The following is a 16333-nucleotide window of genomic DNA, read 5'->3' as shown; positions in this document are numbered from 1 at the left end:
CAGAACGCCGCGCTCAGGTAAAACCCCTGCATTGTGTTCAATTCTTATACGAGAGGGTCCGGCATGGGGTTCTTTGTTCGCTGGGTTGCAGCCTTTGTCTTGTTGGCGCTGACCTTCAATCCGACGCAGTGGAATTACGTCCGCTGGAGCAGTCAGCACTGGGAGGAGCAGATGCCGCTGGCCCTGTTGTTCGGGCTGCTACTGTTCGTCGCATACCTGATCTACCTGCGCGCCACGCTGCGGTCGATCGGGCTGTTCGGCATGGGGCTGGTGCTGGCGATCACCGGCGCGTTGCTGTGGGTTCTGTACGATTACGGCATTCTTGATCTGGGCAACCGCAACCAGAACGTCTGGCTGGGCATCTTCGCGCTGTCGCTGGTGCTGGGAATCGGGCTGAGCTGGTCGTTGATCCGCCGCCGGCTGTCCGGTCAGGTCGATATCGACGACGTGGACGAAGAATAGCCCCGCACTGCCCTCCCCCGCCGCGTGTTTCACACGGCCCCCGCGCCTTTGCCGGGGCCAGGGCGCACCGCATGCGGACGATCCCGGCCTAAAGGGTTGCGGCACTCCTTCCTGTGGCATAGATAGCCGCAAACCGCCGCTGCCGTCGTGCTGCTGGCGGCCCGACGCGATACAGACGGAATACCGACGTCCGCGGACGTCCCGAGTCATAGGCTGAGCAATGGAAAACGTCGTTCTCATCGTCCACCTGATCCTGGCGCTTGCGCTGATCGGTGTCGTGCTTCTGCAACGTTCCGAAGGGGGCGGGCTGGGCATGGGCGGCGGCGGCGGCGGTGCCGTCTCGGGCCGCGCCGCGGCCACGGCCCTGGGCAAGGTCACCTGGGGCTTGGCCATCGCTTTCATCATCACGTCGCTGACGCTGACGATCATCGCGGCGGAAAAATCCGCCGGAACTTCGGTTCTGGACCGGTTCGGCACGCCCGAAGCATCGGAACCCGCCGACCCCACCGCGCCGGTCCTGCCTGATGGCGGATCGCTGATCCCGCCGCCCGCAGGCGGCAATGACACCGGTGGCCTCACGCCCTCCGCCGATTGATTCACAACACCTTGCGGATCCGACGCGGCGATTAAACATCATCTAGCGAAGCGGTTGCCGCTTCGCCGCGAATCTGGTAGTGCTTGAATCCCGTGATGCTGCGGCCCGTTGGGCCGTTCTCAGCAGGGATTTGCGTTACGCTTGCTTGCGTTTCGCGCAGAATTCACGGGAGCCTTCGACATGGCACGGTATATCTTCATCACGGGCGGCGTGGTGTCGTCCCTCGGGAAAGGCCTGGCCTCTGCCGCGCTTGGCGCGTTGTTGCAGGCCCGCGGCTTTTCGGTCCGGCTCCGCAAACTGGACCCGTACCTGAACGTCGATCCCGGCACGATGTCGCCCTTCGAGCACGGCGAAGTCTTCGTCACCGACGATGGCGCGGAAACCGACCTGGACCTGGGGCATTACGAACGCTTCACCGGGGTCGCCGCGCGGATGACCGACAGCGTGTCTTCCGGCCGGATCTATTCCAACGTGCTGGAGAAGGAGCGTCGCGGCGACTATCTGGGCAAGACGATTCAGGTGATCCCGCACGTCACCAACGAGATCAAGGATTTCCTCTCTGTCGGGGAGGACGAGGTCGATTTCATGCTGTGCGAGATCGGCGGCACCGTCGGTGACATCGAGGGGCTGCCCTTCTTCGAGGCGATCCGCCAATTCGCCCAGGACAAGCCGCGCGGGCAATGCATCTTCATGCATCTGACGCTGCTGCCCTGGCTGGCCGCCAGCGGGGAACTGAAGACCAAGCCGACCCAGCACTCCGTCAAGGAACTGCGCTCCATCGGGTTGCAGCCGGACATCCTGGTCTGCCGCTCCGAACAGCCGATCCCCGAGAAGGAGCGGGAAAAGCTGGCCCTGTTCTGCAACGTGCGCCCCGAATCGGTGATCGCCGCCTATGACCTGGCCTCCATCTACGAGGCCCCCCTGGCCTACCACCACGAAGGGCTGGACCAGGCGGTGCTGGACGCCTTCCAGATTTCTCCCGCGCCGAAACCGGACCTGACCACCTGGCAGGATGTCTACGACCGCATCCACACCACCGATGGTGAGGTCAAGATCGCCGTGGTGGGCAAGTACACGCAGCTGGAAGACGCCTACAAATCCATCAAGGAGGCGTTGATTCACGGCGGCATGGCCAACCGGATCAAGGTGACGACCGAATGGGTGGATGCCGAGATCTTCGATCACGAGGACGCGGCACCGCATCTCGAAGGGTTCCACGCCATCCTGGTGCCCGGCGGCTTTGGCGAGCGCGGCACCGAGGGCAAGATCAAGGCGGCGCAATTCGCCCGCGAACGCAAGATCCCCTATCTGGGCATCTGTCTCGGCATGCAGATGGCCGTGATCGAGGCGGCGCGCAACCTGGCCGGCGTGGAAACCGCCGGGTCGGAAGAATTCGACCACGAGGCCGGCAAGAAGCGGTTCGAACCTGTCGTCTACCACCTGAAGGAATGGGTGCAGGGCAACCATGCCGTGCGCCGCAAGGTCGATGACGACAAGGGCGGCACCATGCGCCTGGGCGCCTATACCGCAGCCCTGACCGAAGGATCGCGTGTCGCGCAGGTCTACGGCACCGACACGATCGAGGAACGCCACCGCCACCGCTACGAGGTCGATATCCGGTACCGTGACCAGCTTGAGCAGCACGGGCTGACCTTCTCCGGCATGTCCCCGGACGGACGGCTGCCGGAAATCGTGGAGGTTGAAGACCACCCTTGGTTCATCGGCGTCCAGTTCCACCCCGAGCTGAAGTCGAAACCGTTCTCCCCGCATCCGCTGTTCAAGGATTTCGTCCGGGCGGCCAAGGAAGTCTCCCGCCTGGTCTGACCCGGTGGCCGCCGTTTCGATCCCGGGCCCTGGTGATCGGCCCGGCATGATGAGCCCCTACAGGATCGGCCCTGCCTGATCCCCCCCGGCCCGTCCGGTCCGGCCCTGCCCTGTCCACGCGGCACGGAACTTCCCCTGCCGGAGGGAATTGGTTCCGCATGACTCAGGACATGTTCTTTCAGGGCTGGGGTGGCGTGTTGCGCGTGCTGATCGTCGGCACGCTGGCCTATGGTTGGCTGGTGCTTTTGTTGCGGGTCTCGGGCAAGCGAACGCTGGCCAAGCTGAACGCGTTTGACCTGGTCGTGACGGTGGCCATCGGCTCTACCCTCGCCTCCATCCTGCTGTCGAATTCCATCGCCCTGGCGGAAGGGATCACCGCGCTGACCCTGTTGGTTGGGTTGCAATACGCGGTGGCGTTCCTGTCGGTGCGCTGGCGCCCTTTTGCCCGCGCCATGCGGTCCGAACCCACGCTGCTGTTGCATGACGGCGCCTTCTGTCACGCAGCCATGCGCCGCGCACGCGTCACCGAAGGCGAACTGATGACCGTGCTGCGCGCCGACGGTCGCCGCGCCACCCCTGACGAGGTCGGCGCCATCGTGCTGGAAAGCGACGGATCCTTCTCTGTCCTGGAGCGCAAGGCAGGCGCCATCCTCAAATTCGACGCCCCTCATCAAACCGTCACATAGCCGTGGCATCAGGGGGCAAAGGCCCCGCCCGGCCCGGCGCGGGGTGTCAATTGCTGCGCGCGAGGTGCCCCCATGTCCCCCGAAGAATTCAAGGACGCCGAAGACTGGCTGGAAGCCGAGTTGAAGGACGAGATGGATCAGGATTACGAGATCGAGATGGAGGATGCCGTCCTCTCGATGAAGATCCGGGAGATCTACCGCAAGTCCCACGGCCGCAGCATCCCGCGCCCGCAATATTTCCGCGACCTGCTGCGCCTGCAATCGGAACTGATCAAGCTTCAGGATTGGGTGGTGCACAACAAGGAAAAGGTCGTCGTCATCTTCGAGGGCCGCGACAGCGCCGGCAAGGGCGGGGTGATCAAGCGGATCACCCAGCGGCTGAATCCGCGCGTGGTGCGCACCGTCGCCCTGCCCGCCCCGTCGGATCGGGAAAAGACGCAATGGTATTTCCAGCGCTACGTGCCCCACTTGCCCGCAGGCGGGGAAATCGTGCTGTTCGACCGCTCCTGGTACAACCGCGCCGGGGTGGAGCGCGTCATGGGCTTTGCCGAGGAAGAGCAGGTTCAGGACTTCTTTCACGACGTACCGGAATTCGAACGGATGCTGGTGCGATCGGGGATCCGGCTGGTGAAATACTGGTTCTCGATCACCGACGAGGAACAGCAGATGCGGTTCCTGATCCGCATCCACGATCCGCTGAAGCAATGGAAACTCTCGCCCATGGACCTGCAATCGCGGGTGCGATGGGAGGATTACACCAAGGCCAAGGAAGAGATGCTGGCTCGTACCAACATCGCCGAAGCGCCATGGTACATCGTGCCCGGCAACGACAAGAAACGCGCCCGGCTGAACTGCATGGACCACTTGCTGTCGCTGTTCCCCTATACCGACGTCCCGCACGAGGAGGTCGCCCTGCCCGAACGTGTCTACAACAGTGATTACGAACGCTCCATCCTGCCGCCCGAACTCTACGTGCCGTCGAAATACTAAGGGGCGTCGCCACCCACCCCGCGCCTCACGGCACCGGGAGGGAAAGGACAGCCGGCGGGGAGGCGCGTCGCGGCTGGCGCGGTTCAGCCGAACCGGGGGCTGATCAGATTGCCGAACAGGCCAGGTTTCTGGCCGGTCTTGCGATGGGCCTGACGGCCCTTGCGGCGGGCGATGATCTGGCTGTCGGTCAGCAACGGGGCCAGCACCGTCTCGTTGATGCCCCAGCGGCGGGGCAGGCCCTGGCGGGTATCCTCCCGCTGTTGGCGCAGATAGGCAAGCAGGCGGTCAGGTTCGCTAACCGGGCGGGCGGGATCGGGCAGGTAGAATCCGGCGTTGATCCGCTGGCAAAGCGCGTCCAGCAGACTGCACGCCCGGCGATCCCGCTGGGCGACGGCATTGCGCGGCACGTCGTTGAACCGCTGTGGATCGCCATGCAGGAACAGCGTCAAAGCCGAGCCAAGATCGACGCCCTGCTGGGCGCTGATCCAGCTGATCACGTCCAGCCCGGTGGCGTCCCAGCGCACGGCACGGGCCATGGCGCAGACCTGCCGGGAGGGCGCGACTTTCAGCGCGCGGATGCGATCTTCGGACGGGGCCGACGACCAGTCGATCGATGCGAGACTAACCATGAATTTCGACCCCCAAGCCGGATTCCCACTCGCCTTCAATGTCGTTTGAGACTGGGCGAAAATTGGGCCGCAAATGTGTCCTTCTCATGGAGATCGGGGCGCATTGGCGTCACCCCTGTCGCCCCCCTTGGTCAGCGCTTGGCCGCCGTCTGGTCGCGCCGGTGGCCCGACGGCGGCAGACCGCGCGACAGGCGGCCACGCGACGGCGTTGCGCGCCCGGACACGCCAGCCCTTGGCGCAGGGCGCGCGGCGGCCTATATCCCCGGCATGTTCGCTGATTTCCTCTCCCGTCTCATCGCGCCCGCGCCGCAGGTTCTGCCCGACGCCGACGCCCGTCTGGCCCTGACCGCGCTGCTGGTCCGGGTCGCCCGTTCCGACGGCAGCTATGACGCGGGGGAGCGGGCGCAGATCGCCCGCATCGCCGCCACCCGCTATCGCCTGGACGAAACCGACACCAGCCGCCTGCTGGCCGATGCCGAAACCCTGGAACAGGAGGCGCCGGATACCGTGCGCTTTACCCGCGCGATCAAGGACGCGGTTCCGTTCGAGGACCGGCTGGCCGTGGTCGAAGCACTGTGGAAGGTCGTGCTGGCCGATGGCAAGCGGGAGCAGGAAGAAGACGCGCTGTTGCGTCTTGTCGCCAGCCTGCTGGGCATCACCGATCAGGACAGCGCCCATGCCCGCCACCGTGCCCAGGCGGAGCTGGACGCCGACGGCGCGTGACCGACGGGCCGACAGGCCGTGCCGGCAGCGGGCTGATCGCCGCGCTGCCGATGTACGACCGCCCCGGCACCCGCAGCGCACACGACCGGCTGTGGCAATTGATCGCCCGCGACCTGCCCGGCGCGCCCGCCGCGCTGACCCGACCGTCGGATCCGTGGCAGGTCTGGACCTCTCCCGACCTGCTGCTGGCGCAGACCTGCGGCCTGCCCTATCGCGAGATTCTGCATGACCGCGTCACCCTGGTCGCCACCCCGGTGCATGACCTGCCCTGCCCGCCTGGCCAATATGACAGCGTGTTGATCGCCCGCGCCGATGATCGGCGCCAGACGCTGGCCGATTTCGACGGCGCCGCCTTCGCCTATAACGAGGGGCTGTCGCAATCCGGCTGGGCCGCGCCGATGACCGCGCTGCGTGCGGCGGCGGTGCAGCCGGGCGATTTCCTGGAGACCGGGGCGCATGCGGCCTCCGCCCGGGCAGTGGCGTCCGGGGCGGCCGACCTGGCCGGGATCGACGCCGTGACCTGGGCCATCCTGCGCGACCACGATCCCGCCCCCGCCGCGCTGCGGGTCATCGGGCGCAGCGCCGCCTCTCCGGCGCTGCCGTGGATCACCGCCCGGGACCGTGACCCCGATCCGATCCGTCGCGCGCTGGCCCGCGCCATCGCCGATCTGTCCGCCGACGACCGTTCCACGCTGCATCTGTCGGGCATGACGCTGGTTCCCTCGGCCACCTACCTTGCCCAACGCGACCGCTTTGTCGCGCCAAGACGCAAGGGCAACGCCTGATTTTTCGGCATTTCCCGGCGTCACCCCGCGCGAACCCGTTGCATTTGAACCCGTTCCGCGCCTTACTCGGGCAAATATTCCATTGCCCCGGTGAGCCGTGACCCAGCAACCGCCCGTTATCGAAATCCGTGACCTGCACAAGGCCTATGGCGCGCTCGAAGTGCTCAAGGGGGTCTCCATCACTGCCAATCGCGGCGATGTCGTCTCTCTCATCGGGTCGTCGGGATCGGGAAAATCCACCCTTCTGCGCTGCGCCAACCTGCTGGAAGACAGCCAGCAGGGCGATGTCCTGTTCAAGGGCGAATCCGTGCACTGGCGCGGGAGCGGCAGCCACCGCCGTCCGGGCGATGCGAAACAAGTGCTGCGCATCCGCACCAACCTGTCGATGGTGTTCCAGCAGTTCAACCTGTGGTCGCACATGACCATCTTGCAAAACGTGATGGAGGCCCCGGTGACCGTGCTGGGCCGCGACCGGGCGGAGGTCGAGCCGCGCGCCCGCGACTACCTGGCCAAGGTCGGCATCGGCGACAAGGCCGACGCCTGGCCCGCGCAATTGTCCGGCGGCCAGCAGCAGCGCGCCGCCATCGCCCGCGCCCTGTGCATGGAGCCGGAGGCCCTGCTGTTCGATGAGCCGACATCGGCGCTCGATCCCGAGCTGGAGCAGGAAGTCGTCAAGGTGATCAAGGACCTGGCCGCCGAGGGTCGCACCATGATCCTGGTCACCCATGACATGCGCCTGGCCGCCGACCTGTCCGATACCGTGGTCTTCCTGCACCAGGGCCGCATCATCGAGGAAGGCCCCCCCGACCGAATTTTCGGCGCCCCGGAGACGGAGCGCCTTCGCCAGTTTCTCAGCGCGACACAAGCCGCCTGAGCCGCAACGGCCGAAACAGGCCGACACACCGGGCCGCGCGCCCGGACGACCAACGGGAGACACGAATGAAACAGCTGATCCTTTCCACCGCCGCGCTGGCGCTGACGGCGGGCCTTGCCCTGGCCGAAAGCCACGCGACGACCGTACGTATGGGCACCGAAGGCGCCTACCCTCCGTACAACTTCATCGACGACGACGGCGAGGTTGCCGGCTTCGAGCGGGAGCTGGGCGACGAGCTGTGCAAGCGCGCCGAACTGACCTGTGAATGGGTGACCAACGAATGGGATTCGATCATCCCCAACCTGGTCTCGGGCAATTACGACACCATCATCGCGGGCATGTCGATCACCGATGAACGCGACGAAGTGATTGATTTCACGCAGAACTACTATCCGCCAGCGGCCTCCGCCTATGCGGCGATGACCGATGATCTGGACGTTGCCACCGCCGTGGTCGCGGCCCAGACCGCTACCATCCAGGCCGGCCATGTCGCCGAATCCGGCGCCACGCTGGTCGAATTCGCCACCCCCGACGAGACCGTCGCCGCCGTCCGCAACGGCGAGGCTGACGCGGTGTTCGCCGACAAGGATTATCTTGTCCCCGTGGTCGAGGAATCCGGCGGGGAGCTGACCTTTGTCGGTGAAGACGTCCAGCTGGGCGGCGGCATCGGCGTCGGCCTGCGCGAAAGCGATACCGAGCTGAAGGACAAGTTCGACGCGGCCATCACCTCCATGAAGGACGACGGCACGCTGAACACCATGCTGCGCAAATGGTTCGGCGAAGACGCCACCGTTTACGAGTAATCCGCACGGATGAGACCCGGACCGGGCGGCGCTGACCGCCCGGTCCCCTCCGGGGGAACACGATGTTCGATTTCTGCGCCGCGCCCGACACGCTGGACAGGGCGGCCTGGTTCGCCTGCTACCTGACCACGGGCAAGCACCTGCTGTTCTACCAGGCCTTCGGGCTGGTCATCGGGCTGATGCTGATCACCGCCCCCGTGGCCCTGGGCCTGGGCTTTGCCGGGGCGCTGGCGCGCCGCTCGCGGGTGGCACCGCTGCGCTGGCTGGGCACCGGCTATACCTCCATCGTGCGCGGCGTGCCGGATATCGCCTTCTTCCTCTTCGTGCCGCTGGCGCTGGATCAGGGGCTGGAATACCTGCGCCACCGGGTGAAATGCCCCGATTGGGAATTGCCGGTGCGGCAGGGCAATGATTTCGTTGTCTGTGCCCAGGCGAAGCTGCCGTTGTCCTCTGCCCCCCAGTTCTGGCACGAACTCTACGGCGTCTCCCTGGCGGTCGCGGCCTTTGCCTTCGTGTTCGGGGCCTTCGCGGCCTTCGTGCTGTCGGGCGCCATGAACGCCGTGCCCCGCGCCCAGCTGGAAACCGCCGAGGCCTACGGCATGACCCGCCGCCAGACCACCTGGCGCATTCTGGTGCCGCAGATGTGGGTCTATGCCCTGCCCGGCCTGTCCAACCTGTGGCTGATCCTGATCAAGGCCTCGCCGCTGCTGTTCCTCCTCGGGGTCGAGGATATCGTCTACTGGGCGCGCGAACTGGGCGGGGCGAAGACGCGCGCCTATGCCTATCCGCATCCCGATTGGCGCCTGTGGTATTTTCTGGCGCTTCTGGTCTTCTACCTGTTGATGACGCGCCTCTCCGAACTCGGCTTTGCCCGGCTGACGGCGCGGGTCTCGCGCGGCCAGGCCACCGCCGGCAACATGCAGGGAGGCGCGGCATGAGCTGCCTGCAAACCCTTCAGGACTACGGCCTGCGGGCCGTGGGTATCGGCGAGCGGCTGCTGCCGAAATCCGACTTCACCCTCTGTGACCAGGTGGTGCTGATCGGATCGGGGATGATCTGGAACGTCTATTTCGCCACCGCCGCGCTCTGCATGGGGTTCTTTGCCTCCGTCGCCGTGGCGCTGGCGCGCAACTCGCGGCACGGGCTGCTGCGCAAACCGGCGGAATGGTTCATCTTCATCTTCCGGGGCTCACCGCTCTTCATCCAGTTCTTCCTGTTCTACGAGGCCTTCACCCTCCTCCCGCGGGAGGGGATCACGATCCCCCTGGGCTTTACGGAGATCACCGCCGAAACCCGGTGGCTGACCCGGGCGGCGGCGGGGGCGCTGATCGTGCTGTTCCTGAACACCACCGCCTATACCGGGCAGATTTTCCATGGAGCCCTGCGCGCCGTGCCGCGCGGTGACCTGGAGGCCGCCTCGGCCTACGGTTTCACCCCCTGGCAGACGTTCCGGCGGGTGTCCTTTCCGACCATGCTGCGGCTGGCCTGGCCCGCCTACACCAACGAGGCGATCTTCCTCTTTCATGCCACCACGCTGGTCTTCTTCTCCTCCTTCCCGGCCTGGCAGCAGAAGGGCGATGCGCTTTATTACGCAAGCTATTTCGCCGACAAGACGTTCAACCCCTTCGTTTCCTACCCGATCCTGGCCGGGTTCTTCATCCTGGGCAGCCTGGGGGTGATCGGCCTTTATGGCATTGCCTACCGCCGGCTGACCCGTCATTTGCCGCGCACCGCGCGCAAACCGCTGCGCCTGCGCGCTGCGACCCTTGTGCGCTAGGGCCGCATCCCTCATCTATCGCAGATCCGATCGCCCGCCGGGGGCGCTGCCCCGGTCCCAACAGGCTTGACCCATGAAATTCGATACATTCCGCACCTTCCGCGTCGCCGCCGCCGATCTGAACGGGCAGATGCGGGGCAAACGCCTGCCCCGCACCGAATACCCCAAGCTGGGACAGGGCGCGGTGCGCATGCCCTATTCCGTTCTCAACGTCGATATCTGGGGCCAGGATATCGAGGATTCGCCCCTGGTCTTCGAAACCGGTGATGCCGACGGGCTGCTGTACCCCACCGATCACGGCGCGGTGCCGATGCCGTGGCTGGACAGCCCCTCCGCCCTTGTGCCGATGTGGATGTTCCACGAGGACGGCCGCCCCTTCGCCGGAGATCCGCGCCATGCGCTGGACCGGGTGCTGCAACGCTATGCCGCGCGCGGCTGGACCGTGCAGGCGGGGATCGAGATGGAATTCTACCTGGTCGATGATGCGGGGCAGGCCCTGTCGGCGCCGATGAACCCCGTATCGGGCCGCCCTCTGGCGGGTCATGCGATCCTGTCGATCCGGCAGCTCGATGCCTTCGACGCCTACCTGACAGAGCTGTACGAGGCCTGCGAAGCGATGGACATTCCCGCCGAAAGCGCCTCCTCCGAGGCGGGGCTGGGCCAGTTCGAGATCAACCTGCAACACCGCGATGCCATGGCCGCCGCCGACGATGCCTGGCTGTTCAAGGCGCTGGTGCGCGGCATGGCGCGGCGGCACGGCATGGCGGCGACCTTCATGGCGAAGCCCTTTGCCAATGACGCGGGTAACGGGATGCATGTGCATTTCTCCGTATTGGATCAGGACGGCAACAACGTCTTCGACGATGGCGGCCCGCGCGGCACCGATCTGCTGCGCCAGGCGATCGCCGGGTGTCTGGCCGGGATGCCCGGCGGCACGCTGGTCTTTGCCCCCCATGCCAACAGCTATGACAGGTTCCGCCCCGGCGCCCATGCGCCCACCGGCGCCTCCTGGGCCTACGAGAACCGCACCGCCGCGATCCGCGTGCCCGGCGGTCCGGCCCGTGCCCGGCGTATCGAACATCGCGTGGCCTGTGGCGACATCAACCCCTACCTGGCGCTGGCCGGCATCCTGGGGTCGGCCCTGGCGGGGATCGAAGGCAAGATGGAGCCGCCCGCCCCGATCACCGGCAACGCTTATGACCAGGCCACCGACCAGGAGGGGCTGATGCCCGATTGGGCGCGCGCCATCGCCCGGTTCGAGACCGATCCCCTGATGGCGGAGATCTTCGCGCCGGAGCTGATCGCCAACCTGTGCATGACCAAACGGCAGGAACTGCGCGGCCTGGCCGATATTCCCCCAGAAGAACATTGGACCGTCTACCTGGAAACGGTCTGAGCTATCGGGCGCGCCCCGATCTCCCCTTGCCGCCCGCGCCCGGCGGGCTTACCCTTTGCCCGTCAAACCTTTCGGTGGTCCATGAAAATCGGCATTCTGCTTACCGGCCACGCGCCGGAAACCCTTCTTCAGGAGGCTGGAGATTACGATCTGCTGTTCCGGCAACTCCTGACGGGGCACGACTTCGAATTCGAAACCTATCCGGTGGTCGACGGCATCTTTCCCGACAGCCCACTGACCTGCGACGGCTGGCTGATCACTGGGTCGAAACACGGCGTTTACGAAGATCTGCCCTGGATCGCGCCGCTGGAAACCCTGATCCGCGACATCCGCGATGCCGCGCGGCCCCTTGTAGGGATCTGTTTCGGCCACCAGATCATCGCCCAGGCCCTGGGCGGCCGGGTCGAGAAATTCGCCGGCGGCTGGGTTGTCGGATCCCAGGCCTATGTCGGCGCCAACGGGCCGGGGCGGTTGAACGCCTGGCACCAGGACCAGGTGGTCGAACTGCCCGCCGGGGCGCAGGTTCTGGCCTCCTCGGACAGCTGCCAGTTCGCCGCCGTCGCCTATGGTCCGACGATCTACACAGTGCAGGCCCACCCGGAGTTCAACGCCGATGTTCTGGCCAACCTGATCCGCATGCGCGGTCGCGGCGTCGTGCCCGACCCGCTTCTGGACCAGGCGGAGGCGCTGCTGGACAGCCCCACCACCGCACGGGACGAAGCCGCCCGGCTGGCCCGCGTCCTGAAGGGGGTACCGGCATGAGCGACTGGACCGACGCCATCCCCCAATCCGCCCGCGACTACCTGACCGACCGCCGGCTGGACGAGGTCGAATGCATCATCGCCGACCTGCCCGGCATCGCCCGGGGCAAGGCCGTGCCAGCCTCGAAATTCGCGCGGCAGAAGTTCTTTCACCTGCCCAATTCGATTTTCTTCCAGACCATCACCGGTGATTGGGGAGAAGCCGCCGGCGACGAAGGCTTTACCGAGCCGGACATGATCCTGCATCCCGACCTGTCCACCACCACCGCCGCGCCCTGGACCGGGGACTGGACGCTACAGGTCATCCATGACGCCTTTGACCGCAAGGGCAAGCCGATCCCCTTTGCCCCGCGCAACGTGCTGAAACGGGTCTGCGCACTATATGCCGCGCAGGGCTGGAAACCCGTCGTCGCGCCGGAAATGGAATTCTACCTGGTCGCCCGCAACCTGGACCCGGCCAAACCGATCGAGCCGATGATGGGCCGGTCCGGCCGCCCCGCCGCGGCGCGGCAGGCCTATTCCATGACGGCGGTGGATGAATTCGGCCCGGTGATCGACGATATCTACGATTTCGCCGAGGCCCAGGGCTTCGAGATCGACGGCATCACCCAGGAGGGCGGCGCCGGCCAACTGGAGATCAACCTGCGCCACGGCGATCCGGTGAAACTGGCGGACGAGGTCTTCTACTTCAAGCGCCTGATCCGGGAGGCCGCGCTGCGCCACGATTGTTTCGCCACCTTCATGGCCAAGCCGATCAGCGACGAGCCGGGCAGCGCCATGCATATCCACCATTCCGTGCTGGACCTGGAAACGGGGCGCAACATCTTCAACGGCCCCCAGGGGGGGGAGACGGATGCCTTCTACCATTTCATCGGCGGGCTTCAGGCGCATCTGCCCGAAGTCGTTCCCCTGCTGGCACCCTATGTCAATTCCTACCGCCGCTACGTCAAGGACCACGCCGCGCCGATCAACCTGGAATGGGGCCGCGACAACCGCACCACCGGCATCCGGGTGCCGATCTCCGACCCCGAGGCGCGGCGCGTGGAAAACCGAGTGGCCGGCATGGATTGCAACCCCTACCTGGGCATCGCCGCATCCCTCGCTGCCGGGTATCTCGGCATGATGAAGGGAGAACGCGCGCTGAAACAATTCCGCGGTGACGCCTATGAGGGCGAGGGCGATTTTCCCCGCACCCTGGGAGAGGCGTTGAACGTCATGGACGCGGCCTCTGCCGTGTCCGATGTTCTGGGCGCCGAATTCCTGCGCGTCTATTCCATCGTGAAGCGCACCGAATACGAGGAATTCCTGCAAGTCATCTCTCCGTGGGAGCGGGAGCATCTGCTGCTGAACGTATGAACCTGCTGCACGCCAATGACGCGCCGGGGCGTTATCCGCCCTCGTGGTACGCCGCCACCGCCGACATCCCTGCCCCCGCCCCGCCCCTGCGCGGTGCCGCGCGGGCCGATGTCTGCATCGTCGGCGGTGGCTATACCGGCCTGTCGGCGGCGCTGCATTGCGCGCAGGCGGGCCTGTCGGTCATCCTGCTGGAGGCGCAGCGCGCCGGGTTCGGTGCCTCGGGGCGCAATGGCGGGCAGCTGGGATCCGGGCAACGACAGGATCAGCAGGCGCTGGTACGTATGGTCGGCCCCGACGACGCCCGCCACCTGTGGCACCTGGGCGAGGAAGCCAAGACCCTGGTCAAGGAACTGGTGGCCGAACATGATATCGACTGCCACTTGAAACCGGGCGTCGCCTGGGCAGCCTCTTCCGACGCAGAGGCGCGGCACCTCGCAGATTATGCCGAACACCTGTCCCGGCATTACGATTACAGCCAGATCACGACCCATAACACAGCGGAATTCGCCGCGATCTGCCCCTCGCCCTCCTATCGCGGCGGCATCCTGGACCGGGGCGCAGGGCATCTGCATCCGCTGCGCTTTGCCCTCGGGCTGGCACGGGCGGCTCAGGCGGCAGGCGTCACCCTGCACGAGGGTTCCGAAGTCCACTCGATCGAGCCTGGCCAGCCCGCCACCCTGCGCACCGGCCAGGGTCATGTCATCGCAGATCACGTGATATTGGCCTGCAACGGCTATCTGGGCCAGCTGGACCGCAGGGTCGCCGCGCGGGTCATGCCGATCAACAACTTCATCGCCGCCACCGAGCCCCTTGGGGATCAGGCCGCCCGCGTGCTGGCCCGTGACGTGGCTGTGGCCGATGATCTTTTCGTGGTGAACTACTTCCGCCTGTCCCATGACGGGCGGCTGCTGTTCGGCGGCGGCGAAAGCTATGGCTACCGGTTTCCCGCCGATATCGCCGCCAAGGTGCGCGCGCCGATGACCCGGATTTTCCCGCATCTGCGCGACATCCGCATCGACTACGCCTGGGGCGGCACGCTGGCCATCACCATGAAACGCCTGCCCCACCTGGCGCGGCTGGGGCCCAACATGCTGTCGGCCTCGGGCTATTCCGGTCATGGTCTTGGCACGGCCACCCATGCCGGCCAGCTGATGGCGCTGGCGGTGCAAGGCCAGGCGGCGGGGTTCGACGCCATGGCCGCCCTGCCCACCCCGGCGTTCCCCGGTGGCGCGCTGATGCGCAGCCCGTTGCTGGCGCTGGCGATGAGCTGGTTTTCCCTGCGGGACCGCCTGGGCCTGTGACCCCCGTTGCCAGCAGGGCTGCCGGGTCCGGTGCCCACCCCGGCGGGGCCTCGCCGACCTGCGCGTCATCCAGATTTCATTTTGCACCGGGCGGCGGATCGTTTAGTTTTTCTGAAAGCAAGTTTCAGGAAAGCCGAAGACATGAGCCTCCCCCCCAGCGTCTACGATGCCGAACCGATCCCCGAAGCCGCCCGCGCGGAGATCGAGCGCCTGCTGACCACCGGCGATCTCTTCCGCTATACCGCCGCGCAGGACGCGCCGGTCACGTTGCTGGAAACCGAATTCGCCCAGATGATGGGGACGAAATACGCGCTGGCGGTTTCCTCCTGCTCGGCCGCGCTGTTCCTGTCGCTGAAGGCGCTGGACCTGCCGCGCGGGGCGCGGGTATTGCTGCCCGGTTTCACCTTCGCGGCGGTGCCATCGGCCGTGGTGCACGCGGATTGCCGGCCCGTCCTGTGCGAAGTGGGAGAGGATTACCGCATCGACATCGCCGATTTCGAATCGCGCCTGCCCGGCGTGGACGCGGTGATCATCAGCCACATGCGTGGCCATACCTCGGACATGGATGCGATCATGGCGCTGTGCGCGGATCGTGACATTCCGGTGGTGGAGGACGCGGCCCATTCCCTGGGCACCACGTGGCACGGGCAGAACATCGGCACGATCGGGCGGATCGGCTGCTTTTCCTTCCAGTCCTACAAGCTGCTGAATTCCGGCGAGGGCGGGATGCTGATCACCGACGATGCCGATCTGGTGGCCCGCGCGATCATCATGTCCGGCGCCTATGAACACATGTGGAAGAAACACAAACCCCGCCACGGCGAGAATTCCAACGATCTGACAGAGGCCCTGGAACGCTGGCAGAACCGCCTGCCGCTGTACAATCTGCGGCTGTCCAACCTGGCGGCGGCCATCGTGCGCCCGCAGCTGGCCGAAGTGCCCCGCCGGGTCCGCGACGGACGGCGCAACCACGATCACACGGCGGCGGCGATCGGGGCCAGTCCCTGGATCGTCGTGCCCGGAAAACTTCCGCCCGAGGAGCGCGCGCCCGACAGCCTGCAATTCAATCTGGTCGGGCTGGACGATGCGCAGACCCGCGCCTTTCAAACCGCCGCCGCCGAACGGGGTGTGAAGGTGCAGGTGTTCGGCCTGTCCACCGACAATGCCCGCGCCTTCTGGAACTGGCAGTTCATCCCAGACCTGCCCGATCTGCCCCGCACCCGCGCCATGCTGATGCGGGCTTGCGATTGCCGTCTGCCCGCCCGGTTGACGCTGGCGGATTGCGACGCCATCGCCGCAGCCCTGATCGGCGCCGTGGAGGAGGTGATGACCCCCGCCCCGCAGGCCGCAACCGCCGGCTGAACCGCCCGC

The 16333-nt window shown here is 66.3% G+C and carries 17 protein-coding genes; 16 read left to right on the top strand and 1 reads right to left on the bottom strand.

The features are described 5' to 3' along the window. The first annotated feature begins 63 nt into the window (after nt 1-63). The 5 genes from G5A46_RS10530 to ppk2 all read left to right on the top strand — a co-directional run bounded on the left by G5A46_RS10530 (nt 64) and on the right by ppk2 (nt 4557). Nucleotides 64-462 carry a DUF6524 family protein gene (locus G5A46_RS10530; protein WP_163849354.1) on the top strand — a complete coding sequence of 133 codons (399 nt, stop codon included), beginning with the start codon at nt 64-66 and terminating at the stop codon, nt 460-462. Nucleotides 463-682: 220 nt separating this feature from the next. Next, entirely contained in the window at nt 683-1057 is a 375-nt protein-coding gene (gene secG, locus G5A46_RS10525; RefSeq protein WP_163849353.1) for a preprotein translocase subunit SecG, read from the top strand. A 180-nt stretch (nt 1058-1237) separates the two neighbouring features. Then, nucleotides 1238-2881 (top strand): CTP synthase, encoded by a 1644-nt coding sequence (locus G5A46_RS10520; RefSeq protein ID WP_163849352.1) that lies wholly within the window; start codon nt 1238-1240, stop codon nt 2879-2881. Nucleotides 2882-3039: 158 nt separating this feature from the next. Continuing rightward, a complete protein-coding gene (locus G5A46_RS10515) occupies nt 3040-3567 on the top strand; it encodes a DUF421 domain-containing protein (RefSeq protein ID WP_163849351.1) in 528 nt (175 codons plus the stop codon). Between the two features lie 72 nt (nt 3568-3639). Next, entirely contained in the window at nt 3640-4557 is a 918-nt protein-coding gene (gene ppk2 / locus G5A46_RS10510) for a polyphosphate kinase 2 (RefSeq protein WP_163849350.1), read from the top strand. Between the two features lie 83 nt (nt 4558-4640). Here the strand turns inward: ppk2 and G5A46_RS10505 are convergent, their stop codons facing one another. Beyond that, complete coding sequence (locus tag G5A46_RS10505) at nt 4641-5186, bottom strand: hypothetical protein (protein WP_163849349.1); 546 nt, start codon at nt 5184-5186, stop codon at nt 4641-4643. Nucleotides 5187-5453: 267 nt separating this feature from the next. Between G5A46_RS10505 and G5A46_RS10500 the strand changes: the two genes are divergently transcribed. The 11 genes from G5A46_RS10500 to G5A46_RS10450 all read left to right on the top strand — a co-directional run bounded on the left by G5A46_RS10500 (nt 5454) and on the right by G5A46_RS10450 (nt 16324). Further along, the gene (locus G5A46_RS10500) at nt 5454-5909 is read left to right on the top strand and encodes a tellurite resistance TerB family protein (RefSeq protein ID WP_163849348.1); all 456 of its coding nucleotides are present in this window, start codon (nt 5454-5456) and stop codon (nt 5907-5909) included. Further along, nucleotides 5906-6694 carry a phosphate/phosphite/phosphonate ABC transporter substrate-binding protein gene (locus G5A46_RS10495; RefSeq protein ID WP_239520748.1) on the top strand — a complete coding sequence of 263 codons (789 nt, stop codon included), beginning with the start codon at nt 5906-5908 and terminating at the stop codon, nt 6692-6694. Before G5A46_RS10500 ends, G5A46_RS10495 begins: the two co-directional genes overlap by 4 nt. Nucleotides 6695-6791: 97 nt before the next feature. Next, complete coding sequence (locus tag G5A46_RS10490) at nt 6792-7568, top strand: ABC transporter ATP-binding protein (RefSeq protein ID WP_163849347.1); 777 nt, start codon at nt 6792-6794, stop codon at nt 7566-7568. Nucleotides 7569-7633: 65 nt separating this feature from the next. Continuing rightward, nucleotides 7634-8371: a transporter substrate-binding domain-containing protein gene (locus tag G5A46_RS10485; RefSeq protein ID WP_163849346.1), complete on the top strand. Its 738-nt coding sequence runs from the start codon at nt 7634-7636 to the stop codon at nt 8369-8371. A gap of 62 nt (nt 8372-8433) precedes the next feature. Next, nucleotides 8434-9309, top strand: a complete 876-nt coding sequence (locus G5A46_RS10480) for an ABC transporter permease (RefSeq protein WP_163849345.1) — start codon at nt 8434-8436, stop codon at nt 9307-9309. Next, nucleotides 9306-10148 (top strand): ABC transporter permease, encoded by an 843-nt coding sequence (locus G5A46_RS10475; protein WP_163849344.1) that lies wholly within the window; start codon nt 9306-9308, stop codon nt 10146-10148. The genes G5A46_RS10480 and G5A46_RS10475 overlap by 4 nt, the downstream gene beginning before the upstream one ends. A 73-nt stretch (nt 10149-10221) precedes the next feature. After that, nucleotides 10222-11544 carry a glutamine synthetase family protein gene (locus tag G5A46_RS10470; protein WP_163849343.1) on the top strand — a complete coding sequence of 441 codons (1323 nt, stop codon included), beginning with the start codon at nt 10222-10224 and terminating at the stop codon, nt 11542-11544. Between the two features lie 81 nt (nt 11545-11625). Continuing rightward, nucleotides 11626-12306, top strand: coding sequence for a type 1 glutamine amidotransferase (locus G5A46_RS10465; protein WP_163849342.1), 681 nt, complete (start codon nt 11626-11628; stop codon nt 12304-12306). Then, nucleotides 12303-13661, top strand: coding sequence for a glutamine synthetase family protein (locus tag G5A46_RS10460; protein ID WP_163849341.1), 1359 nt, complete (start codon nt 12303-12305; stop codon nt 13659-13661). Before G5A46_RS10465 ends, G5A46_RS10460 begins: the two co-directional genes overlap by 4 nt. Continuing rightward, the gene (locus G5A46_RS10455) at nt 13658-14962 is read left to right on the top strand and encodes an NAD(P)/FAD-dependent oxidoreductase (RefSeq protein ID WP_163849340.1); all 1305 of its coding nucleotides are present in this window, start codon (nt 13658-13660) and stop codon (nt 14960-14962) included. The genes G5A46_RS10460 and G5A46_RS10455 overlap by 4 nt, the downstream gene beginning before the upstream one ends. 141 nt (nt 14963-15103) lie before the next feature. Then, nucleotides 15104-16324: a DegT/DnrJ/EryC1/StrS family aminotransferase gene (locus G5A46_RS10450; protein WP_163849339.1), complete on the top strand. Its 1221-nt coding sequence runs from the start codon at nt 15104-15106 to the stop codon at nt 16322-16324. Nucleotides 16325-16333 lie beyond the last annotated feature (9 nt).

It is taken from the genome of Pseudooceanicola aestuarii (assembly GCF_010614805.1).
Lineage (GTDB): Bacteria > Pseudomonadota > Alphaproteobacteria > Rhodobacterales > Rhodobacteraceae > Pseudooceanicola > Pseudooceanicola aestuarii.
The sequence above is the reverse complement of the archived record's forward strand: the minus strand, read 5'-3'. Positions and strand labels throughout refer to the sequence as shown.

Coding starts and splice junctions, on each gene's coding strand:
- G5A46_RS10530 (WP_163849354.1), top strand. CDS start 64: ATGGGGTTCTTTGTTCGCTGGGTTGCAGCCTTTGTCTTGTTGGCGCTG.
- secG (WP_163849353.1), top strand. CDS start 683: ATGGAAAACGTCGTTCTCATCGTCCACCTGATCCTGGCGCTTGCGCTG.
- G5A46_RS10520 (WP_163849352.1), top strand. CDS start 1,238: ATGGCACGGTATATCTTCATCACGGGCGGCGTGGTGTCGTCCCTCGGG.
- G5A46_RS10515 (WP_163849351.1), top strand. CDS start 3,040: ATGACTCAGGACATGTTCTTTCAGGGCTGGGGTGGCGTGTTGCGCGTG.
- ppk2 (WP_163849350.1), top strand. CDS start 3,640: ATGTCCCCCGAAGAATTCAAGGACGCCGAAGACTGGCTGGAAGCCGAG.
- G5A46_RS10505 (WP_163849349.1), bottom strand. CDS start 5,186: ATGGTTAGTCTCGCATCGATCGACTGGTCGTCGGCCCCGTCCGAAGAT.
- G5A46_RS10500 (WP_163849348.1), top strand. CDS start 5,454: ATGTTCGCTGATTTCCTCTCCCGTCTCATCGCGCCCGCGCCGCAGGTT.
- G5A46_RS10485 (WP_163849346.1), top strand. CDS start 7,634: ATGAAACAGCTGATCCTTTCCACCGCCGCGCTGGCGCTGACGGCGGGC.
- G5A46_RS10480 (WP_163849345.1), top strand. CDS start 8,434: ATGTTCGATTTCTGCGCCGCGCCCGACACGCTGGACAGGGCGGCCTGG.
- G5A46_RS10475 (WP_163849344.1), top strand. CDS start 9,306: ATGAGCTGCCTGCAAACCCTTCAGGACTACGGCCTGCGGGCCGTGGGT.
- G5A46_RS10470 (WP_163849343.1), top strand. CDS start 10,222: ATGAAATTCGATACATTCCGCACCTTCCGCGTCGCCGCCGCCGATCTG.
- G5A46_RS10465 (WP_163849342.1), top strand. CDS start 11,626: ATGAAAATCGGCATTCTGCTTACCGGCCACGCGCCGGAAACCCTTCTT.
- G5A46_RS10460 (WP_163849341.1), top strand. CDS start 12,303: ATGAGCGACTGGACCGACGCCATCCCCCAATCCGCCCGCGACTACCTG.
- G5A46_RS10455 (WP_163849340.1), top strand. CDS start 13,658: ATGAACCTGCTGCACGCCAATGACGCGCCGGGGCGTTATCCGCCCTCG.
- G5A46_RS10450 (WP_163849339.1), top strand. CDS start 15,104: ATGAGCCTCCCCCCCAGCGTCTACGATGCCGAACCGATCCCCGAAGCC.